The 16,532-nt window shown below is 67.5% G+C and carries 15 protein-coding genes; 12 read left to right on the forward strand and 3 right to left on the reverse strand.

The genetic code is table 11. From position 1 onward, the window contains the following. Positions 1–3 precede the first annotated feature (3 nt). Positions 4–885, forward strand: coding sequence for a transketolase (locus C1I89_RS12405; RefSeq protein ID WP_219929581.1), 882 nt, complete (start codon positions 4–6; stop codon positions 883–885). After that, the gene (locus tag C1I89_RS12410; RefSeq protein ID WP_102773092.1) at positions 882–1,892 is read left to right on the forward strand and encodes a transketolase family protein; all 1,011 of its coding nucleotides are present in this window, start codon (positions 882–884) and stop codon (positions 1,890–1,892) included. Before C1I89_RS12405 ends, C1I89_RS12410 begins: the two co-directional genes overlap by 4 nt. Before the next feature lie 63 nt (positions 1,893–1,955). On the opposite strand, the gene C1I89_RS12415 is transcribed toward C1I89_RS12410, so the two are convergent. Beyond that, positions 1,956–2,261 (reverse strand): hypothetical protein, encoded by a 306-nt coding sequence (locus tag C1I89_RS12415; RefSeq protein ID WP_146196899.1) that lies wholly within the window; start codon positions 2,259–2,261, stop codon positions 1,956–1,958. Here C1I89_RS12415 and C1I89_RS12420 point away from each other — a divergent pair. The 7 genes from C1I89_RS12420 (at position 2,260) to C1I89_RS12450 (ending at position 10,383) form a co-directional block, all read left to right on the forward strand. Further along, positions 2,260–3,669, forward strand: a complete 1,410-nt coding sequence (locus C1I89_RS12420; RefSeq protein WP_102773094.1) for an aminotransferase-like domain-containing protein — start codon at positions 2,260–2,262, stop codon at positions 3,667–3,669. The two genes, C1I89_RS12415 and C1I89_RS12420, sit on opposite strands and share 2 nt — an antisense overlap. Positions 3,670–3,765: 96 nt before the next feature. Further along, positions 3,766–4,944: an acetyl-CoA acetyltransferase gene (locus C1I89_RS12425; protein WP_102773095.1), complete on the forward strand. Its 1,179-nt coding sequence runs from the start codon at positions 3,766–3,768 to the stop codon at positions 4,942–4,944. A 17-nt stretch (positions 4,945–4,961) separates the two neighbouring features. Then, the gene (locus C1I89_RS12430) at positions 4,962–6,512 is read left to right on the forward strand and encodes a class I adenylate-forming enzyme family protein (RefSeq protein ID WP_102773096.1); all 1,551 of its coding nucleotides are present in this window, start codon (positions 4,962–4,964) and stop codon (positions 6,510–6,512) included. A 37-nt stretch (positions 6,513–6,549) separates the two neighbouring features. Then, complete coding sequence (dctP, locus tag C1I89_RS12435; protein ID WP_102773097.1) at positions 6,550–7,644, forward strand: C4-dicarboxylate TRAP transporter substrate-binding protein; 1,095 nt, start codon at positions 6,550–6,552, stop codon at positions 7,642–7,644. 72 nt (positions 7,645–7,716) lie between these two features. Continuing rightward, positions 7,717–8,250 carry a TRAP transporter small permease gene (locus C1I89_RS12440; RefSeq protein WP_102773098.1) on the forward strand — a complete coding sequence of 178 codons (534 nt, stop codon included), beginning with the start codon at positions 7,717–7,719 and terminating at the stop codon, positions 8,248–8,250. 9 nt (positions 8,251–8,259) lie between these two features. Continuing rightward, positions 8,260–9,576 carry a TRAP transporter large permease gene (locus tag C1I89_RS12445; RefSeq protein WP_102773099.1) on the forward strand — a complete coding sequence of 439 codons (1,317 nt, stop codon included), beginning with the start codon at positions 8,260–8,262 and terminating at the stop codon, positions 9,574–9,576. Positions 9,577–9,603: 27 nt separating this feature from the next. Next, positions 9,604–10,383, forward strand: coding sequence for an SDR family NAD(P)-dependent oxidoreductase (locus C1I89_RS12450; RefSeq protein ID WP_102773100.1), 780 nt, complete (start codon positions 9,604–9,606; stop codon positions 10,381–10,383). A 16-nt stretch (positions 10,384–10,399) separates the two neighbouring features. On the opposite strand, the gene C1I89_RS12455 is transcribed toward C1I89_RS12450, so the two are convergent. Then, positions 10,400–10,960, reverse strand: coding sequence for a LuxR family transcriptional regulator (locus C1I89_RS12455; protein WP_102773101.1), 561 nt, complete (start codon positions 10,958–10,960; stop codon positions 10,400–10,402). 117 nt (positions 10,961–11,077) lie between these two features. Here C1I89_RS12455 and C1I89_RS12460 point away from each other — a divergent pair, with 117 nt between their 5' ends. After that, a complete protein-coding gene (locus C1I89_RS12460) occupies positions 11,078–12,427 on the forward strand; it encodes an alanine/glycine:cation symporter family protein (protein ID WP_102773102.1) in 1,350 nt (449 codons plus the stop codon). A gap of 127 nt (positions 12,428–12,554) precedes the next feature. Here the strand turns inward: C1I89_RS12460 and C1I89_RS12465 are convergent, their stop codons facing one another. Beyond that, positions 12,555–13,022 carry a GNAT family N-acetyltransferase gene (locus C1I89_RS12465; RefSeq protein WP_102773103.1) on the reverse strand — a complete coding sequence of 156 codons (468 nt, stop codon included), beginning with the start codon at positions 13,020–13,022 and terminating at the stop codon, positions 12,555–12,557. Between C1I89_RS12465 and C1I89_RS34080 the strand changes: the two genes are divergently transcribed. Together C1I89_RS34080 and C1I89_RS12470 are read left to right on the forward strand one after the other, a co-directional pair. Continuing rightward, complete coding sequence (locus tag C1I89_RS34080) at positions 13,021–13,260, forward strand: hypothetical protein (RefSeq protein WP_146196900.1); 240 nt, start codon at positions 13,021–13,023, stop codon at positions 13,258–13,260. The two genes, C1I89_RS12465 and C1I89_RS34080, sit on opposite strands and share 2 nt — an antisense overlap. Positions 13,261–13,435: 175 nt before the next feature. After that, positions 13,436–16,387 (forward strand): autotransporter family protein, encoded by a 2,952-nt coding sequence (locus tag C1I89_RS12470; RefSeq protein ID WP_102773104.1) that lies wholly within the window; start codon positions 13,436–13,438, stop codon positions 16,385–16,387. Positions 16,388–16,532: the final 145 nt, after the last annotated feature.

The raw sequence follows: 16,532 nt of genomic DNA on the forward strand, positions 1-16,532 counted from the left end.
ACCATGAATAGGGAGCTTCGAATGGAGCAATCCAAGCCTTTGAGCGATCTGGCGGCTGCCGCGTGGCGCATCCGCCGCTACGCGGTCCGCATGGGCGAAGTCCAGGGCCAGGGCTACATCGGCCAGGCGCTCGGCTGGGCCGACGTGCTGGCCGTGGCCTACCGCCATGCGATGCATGTGCGGCCGGACGATCCGCAATGGGAAGGCCGGGACCGGTTTCTGCTGTCGCACGGCCACTACGCCATCGCCCACTATGCGGCGCTGATAGAGGCTGGCGTGGTCCCGGAAAGTGAACTCGATACCTATGGCAGCGACGACAGCCGCCTGCCCATGTCGGGCATGGCGACCTACACGCCCGGCATGGAGATCTCGGGCGGATCACTGGGGCAGGGCCTGTCCATTGGCGTCGGCATCGCGCTGGGACTCAAGCACAAGCGCAACCCGGCCTTTGTCTACAACTCCATGTCGGACGGCGAACTGGACGAGGGCTCGACCTGGGAAGCCGCGATGGGCGCCGCGCACCATGAACTGGACAACCTCATCTGCCTGGTCGACATCAACAACCAGCAGGCGGACGGGCCTTCCGGCAAGGTGCTGGGATTCGAGCCGCTGGCCGACAAGTGGGCCGCTTTCGGCTGGCATGTGCAGCGCGTGGACGGCAACGACCTGGCAACCGTTGTCCAGGCATTCGACACCGCGCGCGCCCTGCCTGACGCCAAGCCGCGGGTCATCCTGTTCGACACGCGGATGGGCAAGGGCATCCCGTTCCTCGAACGGCGAGAGAAGAACCACTTTATCCGCGTCGATCCGCCGGAATGGCAACAAGCGCTGGACATCCTGGACCAGAGCCGCCCCACCCACACGACCCAAGGAGCCTGGTCATGAGCAGCGCCAGCACTCAGCAAAAACCCCGCCTCACCACGTCGGCCATGATCGCGTCGATTGCCTCGGAAGGGCAGCGCGTCCGGGCCGCACCCTTCGGCAAGGCGCTGGTCGAGTACGCCGCATCGCATCCGGAGGTCGTGGGCCTGACGGCGGACCTGGCCAAGTACACCGACCTGCACCTGTTTGCGCAGGCCTACCCCGAGCGCTTCTACCAGATGGGCATGGCCGAGCAGCTGTTGATGGGCGCCGCAGGCGGCATGGCCAAGGAGGGCCTCGTGCCATTCGCCACGACCTATGCCGTATTCGGCACGCGGCGCGCCTACGATTTCATCCATCAGGTGATTGCCGAGGAGAACCTCAACGTCAAGATCTGCTGCGCGCTGCCGGGTCTGACCACGGGTTACGGTCCCAGTCACCAGGCCACCGAAGACCTGGCGATGATGCGTGGCATTCCGGGCCTGACCATCGTCGACCCTTGCGATGCGCTGGACATCGAACAGGCCGTGCCGCAGATTGCGGGGCACCAGGGCCCGGTGTACATGCGGCTGCTGCGCGGCCAGGTGCCGGCGGTGCTGGACGAGATCGAGGGTTATCGATTCGAGCTGGGCAAGGCGAAGATGCTGCGCGAAGGCGGCGACGTGCTCGTCATTTCGAGCGGCATCATGACGATGCGCGCGTTGGAGGCCGCCGAGGATCTGGCACGCGACAACATCGGGGTCGCGGTGATGCACAGCCCGACCGTGAAGCCACTGGACGAGGCCAGCCTGGTCGAGGCGGTGCGCTACAAGCACCGCCTGGTGGTCGTGGCCGAAAACCATTCGGTGATCGGCGGGCTGGGCGAGGCCGTGGCCAGCGCCTTGCTGCGGCATCGCGTGCAGCCCGCCGGGTTTCAACTGGCGGGGCTGCCGGACGCGTACCTGGATGCCGGCGCCCTGCCCACGCTGCATGACCGCTACGGCATCAGCCGCGAAGCGCTGGCCGGTCGCATCAAGGCCTGGCTAGGCTGAACGATCCATGGACTGCGGGCGCTGGCCCGCTTTTCGCCAACCGCGCATGCGTTAGGACCGGCCCTACGGCGCCTTCATCTCCTGCTTTTTCTTCTTCTCCTCTTTTTCTCCGTCGTAATGGGACTTGATGGCGAGATACATGCCGGTGCCCAACACGAGGAGCTTGAACGTACCGAAGACTACAGGGATCCAAAAATTCATCATTTCCTCGAAACGAGCGCAGGTCGGACGCGCGGAGTGAACGCTATACTCCCTACAAACCAGCCGAATTTTACCGTCAAAATCCATACAAACTGTTGAATTTCTCGGTTTGTATGTTTTTTCCTGCCTGCGCAGGGTGCAAAAACCCCATACATCAAGATAAGGCATGTCTCTCCCACGTCGCCTGAAGAAAGCAAACACGTCTTGGGTGCGGCCCCTGACCGCGGGCTCGGGCCCCCGGTACCAGCAGATCGCCGCGCAAATCGTCACGGCGGTGGAGGACGGCGTGCTTCGGGCGGGTGACCGCCTGCCCCCGCAGCGCGAACTGGCCCAGGCATTGGGCGTCGATCTCACGACCGTCACCCGGGCGTACACGGAGGTCCGCCAGCAAGGCTTGCTGGAAGCCCAGGGGTCGGGCGGGACTTATGTGGCCTATTCGGGCGCCGAAACGGCGGGGACGATCGACCTGGGCATGAATATCCCGCCGTTGCTCGGCAGCGCGGAGTTTCTGCACATGCTTGCGCAAGGCGGCGGCGCGACGCAGGCGGCGGCAAGCTCGATGGACCTGATGAGCTATCACGTGGGGGCGGGGGCCAGCCGGCATCGGGCAGCAGCGGCGAAATGGCTGCGGCCGATGATAGGCGACACGGAGATCGAGCGGATCGTGGTCTGCCCGGGCGCCCAGACCGCCATCGCGGCGCTGTTGCTGGCCAGGAGCCAGTCCGGAGACGCCATTGCATGCGATGAGCTGACTTATCCGGGTTTCCTGGCCGCGGTGCGCGTACTTCAGCGCCAGGCCGTCGGGGTGAAGTCGGATGAAGTCGGCATGGACCCCGCCGACCTCCAGCGCGTGTGCGAGCAGCATCGTCCCGCGATGCTGTACCTGAATCCGACGATCCAGAACCCGACCGCGCTGACGCTCTCCCACGAGCGGCGGATGGCGCTGTTGCGTGTTGCCGAGAAATACGCGCTGCCGGTGATCGAGGACGATCCCTACTGGCTGTTGAGCGATCGTGCGCCGAGCACGATGTTCTCATTGGCCGCCAACACGTCTGTGGCGCCGGTCTACTACGTCTCGACGCTATCCAAATGCATGGCGCCAGGGCTGCGAACGGCTTACCTGGTCGTGCCTGCCGGTGAGCCGTTGAGTCCGGTTCTCGATGCCCTGCGTTCGCTGGCCCTGATGCCCGCTCCCTGGATGACTGAAATGGCTTCGGCCTGGATAGCGTCGGGGGCTGCCGCTCAATGGCTTACACAGGTCAAGAACGAGCTGCGGCATCGGCAGGCCATTGCCGCATCGATCCTGCCCGGCAATATCCAGGCCGACCCGAACGGGCTGCATCTCTGGCTCCAGTTGCCGCGTCATATCGACCTCTACCGGCTTACGCAAACGGCGCTGCAACAAGGGGTGAGCGTCACCGACTCGGAGTCGTTTTCCACGGAGGCCCACAGCCCCGCAGCGCTTCGTGTGTCGTTGGGCGGAGCCATCGACCGGAATCGCCTGACGCAGGGCCTGACCCGGTTGGCGGAGCTGCTCAAGGGCGATCTTGCCAGGCGGGTGTCCAACGTCGTGTGATCTTTCTGTACGTATTTTTGTACGTAGCTGCACGTATGGATATACGGGGTACGTCGTCCGATACTGAAAAAACCAGAAAAATCAACGGAGACGACGATGCCCGGCATACCGGTATCCATCGTGGGCAGCGGCCATACGCCCTTCGGCCGCCTGGACGCCCTGAACCTCGAACAGCTTATCGTCATGGCCTCCACGGAGGCGATCGAGGATGCCGGCGTGGACCCGGCCAGCATCGACGCGGTGTTCCTGGGCAATTTCAACGCCGGCCTGGTGCCTGACGCCTTCGCCGCCTCGCTGATCCTGCAGGCCGCGCCGGCGCTGCGCTTCAAGCCGGCCACCCGTTGCGAGAACGCCTGCGCCTCCGGCTCGGCGGCGCTGCATGCCGGCATGCGCGCCATCCAGGCGGGCGCTGCGCGCACCGTGCTGGTGGTGGGCGCCGAGAAAATGACCTCGCGCACCACGGCCGAGGTTACGCAAGCGCTGGCCGGCGCGGGCTACAAGAACGATGCCGCCGAGGCCGGGCTGAGCTTTCCGCAGCTGTTCGCCCTGGCGGCCGGCCAGTACGCCGAGCGATACGAAGATCCGCTGCCCGCCATGGCCCGGATTGCCGCCAAGAACCACGGCAACGCCATGGACAACCCGCTGGCGCAGATGCACCGGCCCATGGACGCGGACTTCTGCAATACCGTGTCCGACAAGAACCCCCTCATCGCGCCGCCCTTGCGCCTGACGGACTGCTCGCTGGTCACCGACGGCGCGGCGGCGGTCGTGCTGACCGCCGCCGAACATGCGGCGCCGTTCGCCCGCGAAGTGCGTATTCGCGCGGCCTGCCAGGTCAACGATTTCCTGCCGCTGCGCGGCCGCGACCTGCTGGCCTTCGAAGGTCCGCGCCGCGCGATTTCGCAGGCCTATGCCGACGCCGGAATCGGCGCGGGCGACCTGGATTTCGCCGAGGTGCACGACTGCTTCACGATCGCCGAGCTGCTGATCTACGAGGCGATGGGACTGGCCCCGGCGGGACAGGGGCGGCGGGCCCTGGACGACGGCACCGTGCTGCGCGACGGCAGCCTGCCGGTGAACCTGTCCGGCGGCCTGAAGGCCAAGGGGCATCCGGTCGGCGCGACCGGCGTGTCCATGCACGCGCTGGCGTTCCGCCAGCTCACCGGCCGCGCCGGCGGCATCCAGCGTCCCGGCGCCGAACTCGGCCTGGTGTTCAACATGGGCGGCGCGGCGGTGGCCAACTATGCCTCGATCCTGCAGGCAGCCCGGGCCTGAGTTTTCGCTCCCGCATCATGAATATTTCGAACTGGCTGCACGCCGCGGCCCTGCTGCATCCCGACAATCCGGCCCTGTTCCAGGGCGACCGCCTGCACGCCGACTACCGGTCCTTTGCGCTGCGCGCCGGCGGCCTGGCGCGCTGGCTGGCCGGACACGGCGTGACCGAGGGCGACCGCGTCGCGCTCTTCATGAAGAACCGGGTCGAGTACCTGGAGCTGTTCTACGCCTGCTGGTGGATCGGCGCCATGGTGGTGCCGGTCAATCCGAAACTGCATCCCAAGGAAGTGGCCTGGATTCTGGACGATTCGCAGGCCCGGGTCGTGCTGACCGACACCGCGCAGGATCTGCCGGGCGATTGCGTGCCCGCGGCGTGCCTGCATTTGGAACTCGACGGCCCTGCCTATGAAGAGGCGGCCCGCGCCGGGCTGGCCGACGGCCTGCGCGCGCCGCTCGCCCTGGCGCCCCAGGCGCTGGCGTGGCTGTTCTATACGTCCGGCACCACCGGCCGTCCCAAGGGGGTGATGCTGACGCATCGCAACCTGGTGGCCATGTCGCTGTGCTACGCCGCCGACGTCGAAACGGTGGCGGCCGGCGACAGCATGCTGTATGCCGCGCCCATGTCGCACGGCGCCGGGCTGTACCACTTCGTGTACGTGCGCCGCGCCGCGCGCCATATCGTGCCCGCCAGCCGCGGCTTCGATCCGGCCGAGATCCTCGACACGGCCGAGGCCTGCGGTTCGCTGTCCTTGTTCGCGGCGCCCACCATGGTCAAGCGGCTGGTCGAGCAGGCGCGCCGCGACGGGCGCGACGGACGCGGCCTGCACACCGTCATCTACGGCGGCGGCCCCATGTACCAGGCCGACATCCTCGACGCCCTGCAGGTGCTGGGGCCGCGCTTCGCCCAGATCTACGGCCAGGGCGAAAGCCCCATGACCATTACCGCGCTGGCGCGCGAGATCATCGCCGACCGCGCGCATCCGCGGTGGCAGGCGCGCCTGGCCTCGGTCGGCGTGGCGCAGAGCTGCATGGAAGTGCGCGTGGTCGATGCGTCCATGGCGAACGCGCCGGCCGGCGTCGAAGGCGAAGTGATCGTGCGCGGCGACGCCGTCATGGCGGGCTACTGGAACAACGAAGCGGCCACGCGCGCCACGCTGGTCGACGGCTGGCTGCGCACCGGCGATATCGGCCGGCTGGACCAGGAAGGTTTCCTGACGCTGACCGACCGCAGCAAGGACGTGATCATCTCGGGCGGCTCGAACATCTATCCGCGCGAAGTGGAGGAGGTGCTGGCCCGCCATCCGGCCGTGCTCGAAGTGGCGGTCGTGGGGGCGCCCAGCGCCCAGTGGGGCGAGGAAGTGGTCGCCTTCGTGGTGCTCAGGCCGGGCGCGGAGGCGCCGGCAGAGGAGCTGGACCGCTGGTGCCGCGCCGAGATCGCCGCGTTCAAGACCCCCAAGCGTTATTGCTTTCGCGCGGAGCTGCCCAAGAACAGCTACGGCAAGATTCCCAAGACGGAGTTGCGCGAAGCGCTGCAGGCCGAAACGGCAGCGCGCCCCGGCACGGCCTGACGCACAGGCCGGCCCAATCAACCACCAGGAGACAACAATGAGAAGACGCGATTTCATCAAGACCGCCGGCCTGCTGGCCGGCGTCTCGGCCCCCGCGGTCTGGCCGTCCCGGCTGCTGGCGGCGGACAAGCCCGTATCCATCAAGTTCGACAGCTACATCGCCGAGACGGCCGGGCCTTCGCGCCTGGACGACTGGTTCCTCAAGCAGCTGGAGACGCGCAGCAACGGCGCCGTCAAGGTGCGCCGCTACTGGGCGCAGTCGCTGAATAAAGTGGGCGAGCACCTGTCGGCGGTGCGCGACGGCACCTCCGAGATGTCGCTGATCTCGCCGGGCTACTACCAGGCGCAGCTGCCGGTCACGCGCGGCCTGGAGTGGTACTACCGCATGAACCGCGCCGACGCGCTGCACCTGGTGTGCCGCGACGTCTACGAGCAGTTCCAGCCGCTGCGCGATGAATGGGAAAAGCGCTACCGCGCCAAGGTCATGTACTGGACCAACTGGTATTACGCGCCGCTGGTCACGCGCGAGCCGATCAAGTCGGTGGAGGACATCCGCGGCAAGCGCATCCGCGGCTACGGCGTGGCCAATGACGTGATCCAGCGGCTGGGCGGCACCGCCGTGCCGATGGCCGCGCCCGAGGTCTACACCGCGCTCGAACGCGGCGTGCTGGACGGCGTGTACGGGTTCGACTTCATCACGGCGGTCGGCTACAAGCTGCACGAGATCGCGCCTTACTTCACCGATATCGGCGACGGTCCGCACGGGCCGTCCGCCACCATCATCAACATGCGCACCTGGGAAGCCTTCCCGGAGCCGGTCAAGGCGCTGTGCAACGACATCGTGGGTGAAATCTACGGCGGCAAGTACACCGAGATTTTCGACGCGGCCGCGCGCCAGTACGTCAAGACGGCGCTGGCCGAAGGCGCGAAGTTCTCCTCGCTGTCCGACGAGGAAAAGCGCAAGGCCAAGGCGCTGGTGCAGCCCGCCGAAGTCCAGGCCTGGCTCGACAACGTCGCCAAGCCCGCGCGCATCGACGGCGCGCGCATGCAATCGCTGATCGACGCCGCCATCGCCAAGTACGACCCGCAGGGCACGCTCAAGCGCTTCGACGAGCTGGCCGCCCAGGCATGACCCACGGCGGCCGCGGCCAGGCGCCTCCTGCGGGGCGCCGCCGCGCCGCCTTCTTCTTCGAACGGCCTCCACATGAATGAAGAAACCCCGCTCGGCAAGCTGCTGCTTGCCCTCTCCAATATCATGGGCGCGATCGCCCTGGCTTTCCTGCTGTTCATGATGCTCGGCACCACCATCGACGCAGCGTTTCGCACCATCGCCGGCAGTCCGCTGCCGGGCCTGTTCGAGATGTCCGAGCTCAGCATGGTGATGATCGTCTTCATGGGCCTGGGCTGGACGCAGCTCGATGACGCGCACATCCGCGTGACCATGGCCCGGAAATGGCTGCCGGAGGCGGCCGGGCGCGCGCTCGACTGTCTGGCCTGGTTGCTGGCGGCCGCGATGCTGGCCGTGCTGGCCTATCCGGCCACCGGCGAGGCGATCGAATCGGTGGCGATCCGCGAGTTCCGCTGGGGCTATGTCGAGGTCCCGATCTGGTGGGCCAAGGCGGCCGTCGCCATCGGCCTGTGGTTCGGCGCGCTGCAGATGCTCTTCTGCGCCGTCCGGGCGCTGTGCAGCCGCGCGCCCAGGCGCGCGGCCGACGCCGCGACCGCCGCAATGCACTGAGGAGCCGGCATGGACACCACTACCGCCACGCTGATCGCCACCGGCCTGATCTTCGTCCTGATGCTGCTGGGCACGCCGGTGTTCGCCGCGCTGGGCCTGGCCGGCGTCGCCGGCATCGTCATGGTCGAGGACTTCGGCTTCGTCCTCAACCGCCTGAAATCGTTTTCGTACGCGCAGTCGGCCTCGTACCTGCTGACCGTCATCCCGCTGTTCATCCTGATGGGCGCGTTTGCGCATCATGCGGGCGTGGGCGCGCGCCTGTTCAACGTGGCGCGCAAATGGGTGGGCCATTTCCCGGGCGGCCTGGCGATGTCGTCGGTGCTGACCTGCGCCGGCTTCGCCGCCACGTCCGGCTCCAGCGTGGCCACCGCCGCCACGGTCGGGGCGGTGGCCATTCCGGAGATGAAGCGCGCGGGCTACGACCCGCGGCTGTCGGCCGGCGCCGTGGCCGCCGGCGGCGTGCTGGGCGTGCTGATTCCGCCGAGCGTGCTGCTGATCTTCTACGCCGCGCTGACCGAAGTCTCGGCCGGCAAGATGCTGGTGGCCGGCGTGCTGCCGGGCCTGCTGTCCACGCTGGTGTTCGTGGCGGGCATCTGGGTCGTCGCGGCCAGCGGCCGCGTCGGCGCGGCCCCGCTGCCGCGCCATGGCTGGGGCGAACGCCTGGCCTCGCTCAAGGACGGCTGGCAGGTGGTGATGCTGTTCGTGATCGTGCTGGGCGGCATCTACCTGGGCATCGTGACGGCCACCGAGGCGGCCGCCGTGGGCGCGCTGGCCGCGCTGATCATGCTGCTGTGCGCGGCGCAGGCGCGCGGCTCGCTGCGCGGCAAGCTGTACGAGAGCTTCCGCAACGCCATCACCACCACCGTGATGATCCTCTTCACCATGCTGGGGGCGGGCATCTTCAGCTTCTTCCTGAGCCTGGTGCAGGTGCCGCAGCAGATCGCCGAAGTGATCGTCGCATCCGACGTCTCGCCCACCCTGATCGTGATCCTGCTGCTGCTGGCCTATGTGCCGATGGGCATGTTCCTGGACGCATTCTCGATGCTGGTGATCACCTTGCCGATCATGTTCCCCACCGTCGTGTCGCTGGGGTTCGACCCGATCTGGTTCGGCATCCTGGCGGTCAAGATGTGCGAAATCGGCCTGATCACGCCGCCGGTGGGCTTGAACGTCTTCGTCATCGCGGGCATAGACCGCAGCACGCCGCTGACCAAGATCTTCCAGGGCGCCTGGTGGTTCGTCATCATGGAATTCATCGCCACCGCCATCCTGTTCGCCTTCCCGGCCATTGTCACCCTATTGCCTGAAATGATGCTGGGCAAATGACGCCGCGCATCCGGCAAGGGAGCTTCCATGCAGCAAGAACGAACCCATGTCGCGCTGGTCACGGGCGGCGCCTCGGGCCTGGGCCGGGCCGCGGCCCAGGCGCTGGCCGCGCGCGGCGACAAGGTGGCGGTGGCCGACCTCCATCGCGACGGCGCGCTGGCATGCGCGCAGGAGATCGCCGGGGCCGGCGGCCAGGCCGTCGCGCTGGCCATCGACGTGACCGACGGCGCCTCGGTGGCGCAGGCCTTCCGGGAAGCCGAGGCCGCGCTCGGCCCGATTGACGTCCTGGTCAATAGCGCCGGCATCATGGGCGTGGCGCCGCTGCTGGACTACCCCATCGCCGACTGGGAGCGGATTCTCGCCGTCAACGTCACCGGCACCTTCCGCTGCGCGCAACGCGCGGCCGCCGGCATGGCCGCGCGCGGCTACGGCCGCATCGTCAACCTCGCCTCGATCAGCGGCGTGCGCGCCGGCATCGGCCGCGCCGCCTACGGCACCTCCAAGGCCGCGGTCATCGGCCTGACCCGGCAACTGGCCATGGAGCTGGGCCCGCTCGGCATCACCGCCAATGCGGTCGCGCCCGGGCCGGTGGTCACCGCCATGACGGCCGACGCCTATACGCCGGAAACCCGCGCCGCGTTCGAGGCCATGCTGCCGGTGGGCCGCCTGGGCACCGCGCAGGAGATCGCCGAGGCCATCGTCTTTCTGGCCTCGCCGGGCGCGGGCTACATCAACGGCCACATCCTGGCCGTCGACGGCGGCTACCTGGCGGCCGGCGTGAGCCGCACCGGCAGCGTCTCGCGCTGACGGCCGGCCGCAAGCCTCAGGCCTTGCGGTCGACCATGATGATGCGCGAGACCAGCTCGGCGGTGTTCTTGACCTCGAGCTTGCGCATGATGCGGCCGCGGTGCACCTCGACCGTGCGGTGCGAAATCTTCAGGCGCGCGGCGATCTCCTTGCAGCTCAGGCCGTTGACGACGTAGCCGGAAATCTCGCGCTCGCGGCGGGTCAGGTTGGCGGTCTTGACCGGATTGTCGGCGATCCGCTCGAAGCTCCAGATCATCAGGTCGAAAGGATCGTCGGAGGTCAGCGTGATGCCGCGCGCGCGGGCCCAGAAAATTTCGCGGTTGCGATGCTGCATGAAGCGTTCGTCTTCGTAGTAGCAATTGCTCTGCAGGTGATTCAGGCAGCGCTGGCCGATCTCGTGGTAGTCCGCCCGCGACGGATACAGCTTGAGGATCGATTCGCCGACCAGCTCTTCGCGCTTGTAGCCGAACAGGTGCGCGAACGCGTGATTGCACTCGGATATCTTGCGGGAACGACAGACGACCTGCGGAGCAGGCGATTCCGTGAATGCCAACAACGCCAGATTGTGGTCCCGCATGCCTGTCTCCGTTTATCGCTCTATCGAGGACATATATACCGCAGCCGCGGCCGGCCCGACAACGGCCAGGCCGCGGGGCTCGTGCACAATCTAGGCTTGTTCCAAGAGGAGACACATATGGAGACTCTCGATTCGATAGTGAACGGCGTCAACGGCCTGGTGTGGGGGCCGCTGATGCTGGTGCTGATTCTGGGCACGGGCCTGTTCCTCATGCTGCGGCTGGGCTTCATGCCGCTGACCAAGATCGCGGCGGGCTTTCGCCTGGCGTGGCGCAGCCGCGCCAAGGGCGACGAATCCACCGGGGAGATCAGCCCGTTCCAGGCGCTGATGACCAGCCTGGCCGCCACGGTGGGCACCGGCAATATCGCCGGCGTGGCCACCGCCATTTTCCTGGGCGGTCCGGGCGCGCTGTTCTGGATGTGGGCGACGGCCCTGGTGGGCATGGCCACCAAGTACAGCGAAGTGCTGCTGGCCGTGCACTTCCGCGAGAAGGACCCGCGCGGCGAATTCACCGGCGGGCCGATGTACGCGATCCGCAACGGCCTGGGCCCGAAATGGGCCTGGCTGGGCGCCTTGTTCGCGCTGTTCGGCGGCCTGGCCGGATTCGGCATCGGCAACATGGTGCAGGTCAACAGCATGGCCGACGCGCTGGGCGCGTCGTTCGGCGTGCCCGACTGGGTGACCGGCCTGGTCTCCATGGCGCTGATCGGGCTGGTGGTGCTGGGCGGTATCCGCCGCATCGGCGCGGTGGCCGAGGCGCTGGTGCCGTTCATGTGCGTGGCCTATATCGTGGCGTCGGTGATCGCGCTGATCGTCATGGCCGAGGCCATCCCGACCGCGCTGGCGCTGATCTTCACGCATGCGTTCTCGCCCGTCGCGGCCACCGGCGGCTTTGCCGGGGCGGCGGTGATGGCCGCCATGCGCTACGGCGTGGCGCGCGGCATTTTCTCGAACGAAGCCGGGCTGGGCACCGCCGGCATCGTGCAGGCCGCGGGCACCAGCAAGAGCCCGGTGCGCTCGGGCATGATCGGGATGATCGGCACCTTCATCGACACCATCGTCATCTGCACGATGACCGGCCTGGTCATCGTGTGCTCGGGCTTGTGGACCAGCGGCGCCAGCGGCGCGGTGCTGTCGGCCGCCGCGTTCGACGCGGCGCTGCCCGGCATCGGCCGCTACGTCATCGCGGTGGCGCTGGCGATCTTCGCCTTCACCACGATCCTGGGCTGGAGCTATCTCAGCGAGCGCTGCTGGGAGTTCCTGGTGGGCGTGCGCGCCATCCTGCCGTTCCGGATCGTCTGGGTGATCGCCGTGCCGTTCGGCGCCATCGCCCACCTCGATTTCGCCTGGTTGCTGGCCGATACGCTGAACGGGCTGATGGCGGTGCCCAACCTGATCGCGCTGGTGCTGTTGTCGCCGCTGGTGGTGAAGCTGACGCGCGAGCATTTCGCCGCGAACCGCGAATAGCCCGCCCGCGCCGGCCGTGCTACCGGCGCGTATACCGGTATCCCGGCGGGCAAGCGACATGCCCGGGCAAGAGGATGCGCTTGCAGCGCACAGGCCATGCTTGCCCGATTTTAGGGCGGCGGCGCCTTCAAGCCGGTTCGAGGCGCAGCGTCAACTGCGGCCTGACGCGGGCCGGGTCGCCGTCGATGGGCGCGGCCACCGCGCCCAGGCGGCGGGCGCCGCGCGACAGGTAGAACGGTTCGGCATGGGGCTCGGCGTCGATGTGCATTTCCGTCGCGCCCAGCGCGCGCGCCCGATCGGCCGCGTGGGCGAACAGGCGGCGGCCGAAGCCCTGTCCGATCAGGCCGGGGCGGATCCACAGATTGTCCAGCGCGCAGATGCCGTCGCCGCCAGGCTCCAGCGTGTAGAAACCTATCAGGCCGTCATCGTTTTCGGCCACCACGAACGGCCGCGCGCCGATCCACGACGCATGCGGCGTCAGGTCGTCGCGCCATTGCTCCAGTTGCCGGGCCGAATAACCCCAGTGAGCCTTGGAAGCCAGCGCAAGCGCGCCCAGCGCGGGCAGATCGGAAACGGTTGCGGAGCGAAAACGCATGAAGATTCTCGAAATCGGGTTGCAGGGACGCCAGCCGGGTTTATTTCCAGTTATTTCTGAATGGCTTCAGAACAACTGCGATCCGGCCTGGAATTCGTGGATCAGGATGGTATCCGAATATCGCCGCTTCGATAATAAAGATGGTATCCGCAGATGCACGCTGAACAAACCGGATGCCATCCATTTAGCCAATGAAATCATGCGGTTGGTATCCAATCGCACTATTTCAATTATCTAGCCCTTGTTTGACCGCTAATTCTTTTTATTGCCAAAAAAGCGGTATACATTGCGTCCTTTTTTCGCGGAAGCCCATTCAATTTCAGGCAGGCCGGATTGTTACGTAAAAACACTTTTACAGCAATTCGGTAATGCGGAATTAATGCGGCGATTAATCGAGATAGGGAGTATCTACGTTGATACAGGGCACGAAGAAATGGCTGACGGCGACGCTCGCGCTGAGCGCGTCCTACGGAGGTAGCGTCATCGCTGCGGACCTGACCGTGACGTCGGGCGATACGCGGGTGTTTGACGGTTCGGTCAATTTTCCCGGTGGGGTCGACGTCAGCGGCGGCACGCTGGTGATCGGCGGCAATGGCGGCGGGGCGGGCGTCACGCTGGGCGGCGGCGTCAACGCGACATCGAACGGCACCATCGCGGGCTTCGGTTCGATCAACGGCGATCTCAATGTGAGCAATGCGCGCGTGGCGCCCGGTTATTCCGTGGGCACGCCGACCGGGGTCTCCAACGGCAATCTGGTCGTCAACGGCAATGTGTCGATGAACAACGCGGTGTTCGACTTCGAGACCGGCTACGCGGGCCTGCCCATCACGCAGCCCGGCACCGGCGACAACATCACCGTGCGCGGCGACGTGGCGCTCAACAACACGACGCTGAACGTCTCGGTCAACACGCTGGGCGTGAACGCCGGCTACTACCGGATCATGTCGTACACCGGTTCCCTGAGCGGCAACGGCCTGACGCTGGGTCCGGTCACCGGCGACTCGACGCCCGGCGCGACCATCCAGACGCTGACCGGCGACAAGCAGATCAACCTGATCCTGGGCCCGAGCACGACCAACCTGTGGAACGGCGACGGCCTGGCCTCGGCCACCCGCGCCGGCGGCGGCAGCGGCACCTGGAACGCGGGCAGCGCGAACTGGAGCAGCCCGACCAACGCCACCGGCGCCTTGCCCGATGCGGGCTACGCCATCTTCGCCGGCCAGACCGGCGTGGTGAACGTCGAAGGCCCGGTGCGCGTGTCCGGCATCCAGTTCGCCACCGACCGCTATCGCCTGCAGGGCGCGCCCATCACCCTGGTGAGCAGCGGCGGCAATCCGCCGGCCATCGTCGTGGGCGACGGCACCTATGCTTCGGGCCAGTTCGTCGACATCATCGACAACCCGCTGCAAGGCACGCAGGGCTTCGTCAAGACCGGCCCGGGCTCGGTGATCCTGACCGCCGACAGCAGCGGCCTGACCGGCCCCATCCTGATCGCCGACGGCGCGCTGGAAATCGACGGCAAGCTCAACGGCCCGGTCGATATCGGCCGCGAAGTCGTGCTGGCCGGCGTTGGCCAGCTGGGCAGCACCACGCTGTATCCGACCGCGGTCGTGTCGCCCGGCAACGACGGCTCGCCCATCGGCACGCTGACCATCAACGGCAACCTCGACTTTGGCGAGAACACCATCTATCGCGTGCACGCCGATCCGGCCAGCAACGCCAGCGACCGCATCCACGTCACCGGCGTGGCCAGGCTGGACGGCTCCGTGGCGCACGTGGGACCCAATGGCAACTACGCGCCGCGCACCACCTACAACATCCTGACCGCCGACGGCGGCGTGCAGGGCCGCTTCACCGGCGCCACCAGCTCGTATGCGTTCCTGACGCCCACGCTCAGCTACGACGCCAACAATGCGTTCATGACGCTGGCGCGCAATGACGTGCCGATCGGCGACATTGGCGGCACCGACAACGAAAGCAGCGTGGGCGACGCGCTGGACAAGGAAGAACCGCCGGCGACGGGCGGCGACAAACCCGCGACCGGCGGCGACAAGCCTGCGACCGGCGGCGACAAGCCTGCGACGGGCGGCGACAAGCCTGCGACCGGCGGCGACCAGCCTGCGACCGGCGGCGACAAGCCCGCGACCGGCGGCGACAAGCCCGCGACGGGCGGTGACCAGCCCGCCACCGGCGGCGACAAGACCCCCGTGACGGGCAGCGGATCGTCCACGCCCACCGCCGGCGAATCGCAGCTGGTCGGCAGCGGCATCGCCGCGGACAAGACCACGGGCGCCAGCCAGGTGGCGACGGCCGTGCTCACCATGACGCCGGAGCAGGCGCGCTCGGCCCTGAAGCAGCTGTCGGGCGAAGCCTACGCCAGCACCGCCAGCGTGCTGCAAAGCCAGGCCGACACCGTGCGCTCGCTGCCGCTGGCGCATCTGCGCGGCAACCTCGACGCGCCGATGCTGGCGGGACGGCCCACGGCGCAGCTGGGCGCGTCGTCGTCCGACGCCATGCCGCAAAGCGGCGCATCGCCGATCTGGGCGCAGGCCTTCGGCAACTGGAGCCATTTCGGCGGCGACGGCAACGCCTCCAGCCTCAGCCAATCGGCCGGCGGCCTGTTCGTCGGCGGCGACGGCGAGGTGGGCGGCGGCTGGCGCCTGGGCGGCGCGGTCGGCTACACCGGCAGCCATGCCTCGATCGACGACGTGGCTTCGCGCACCAGCATCGACAGCTATACGGCGACGCTGTTCGGCGGCCGCAACTTCGCGGCCGGCCCCGGCCACATCCGCTTCATGGCGGGCGCGGCCTACACCTGGCACGACATCGACACCAAGCGCGACGTCGCGGCCGGCAGCCTGAACCAGCAGCTCAAATCGTCGTACAGCGCGTCCTCGACGCAGCTGTTCACCGAACTCGGCTACAAGCTGCCGCTGGGCGACGCCTACACCGTCGAGCCGTTCGCCGGCCTGGCCTGGAACCAGGTCCGCACGCGCGACTTCGAGGAATCGGGCGGCACCGCGGCGCTGCACGGCAAGGGCAGCACCGATGACGTGACCAGCACCACGCTGGGCCTGCGCGGCGCATGGAAGTTCGGTTCCGACCGCGCGCCGGGCCGCCTGACCGCGACCCTGGGCTGGCGCCACGCCATGGGCGACGTGAAGCCGCGCCAGGAACTGGCGTTCGACGGCGGCAGCACGTTCTCGGTGACGGGCGTGCCGATCGCGCGCGACGCCGCGGTGCTGGGTCTGGGCGCCGAAGTGGCGATCACGCGCAACACCACGGCCGGCTTCGCCTATGACGCCCAGTTCGGCGGCGGCAATCGCCAGCAGTCCGGCATCTTCAGGCTGGCCGTGCGTTTCTAAGGCCGTGCATTTCTAATGCCTGCGCGCCCGATCCGCGCGGGCGCCGCGAGCCGCGGCGGGCCGGTTTCGTCCGGTCCGTCGCGGCTCTTTTTTGTTCTATTAACAAAAAGAATCAATATCATTTAGAATTCGGAGCACTCTACTC

Source organism: Achromobacter pulmonis, from assembly GCF_002885955.2.
GTDB classification, from domain to species: domain Bacteria; phylum Pseudomonadota; class Gammaproteobacteria; order Burkholderiales; family Burkholderiaceae_B; genus Achromobacter; species Achromobacter pulmonis_A.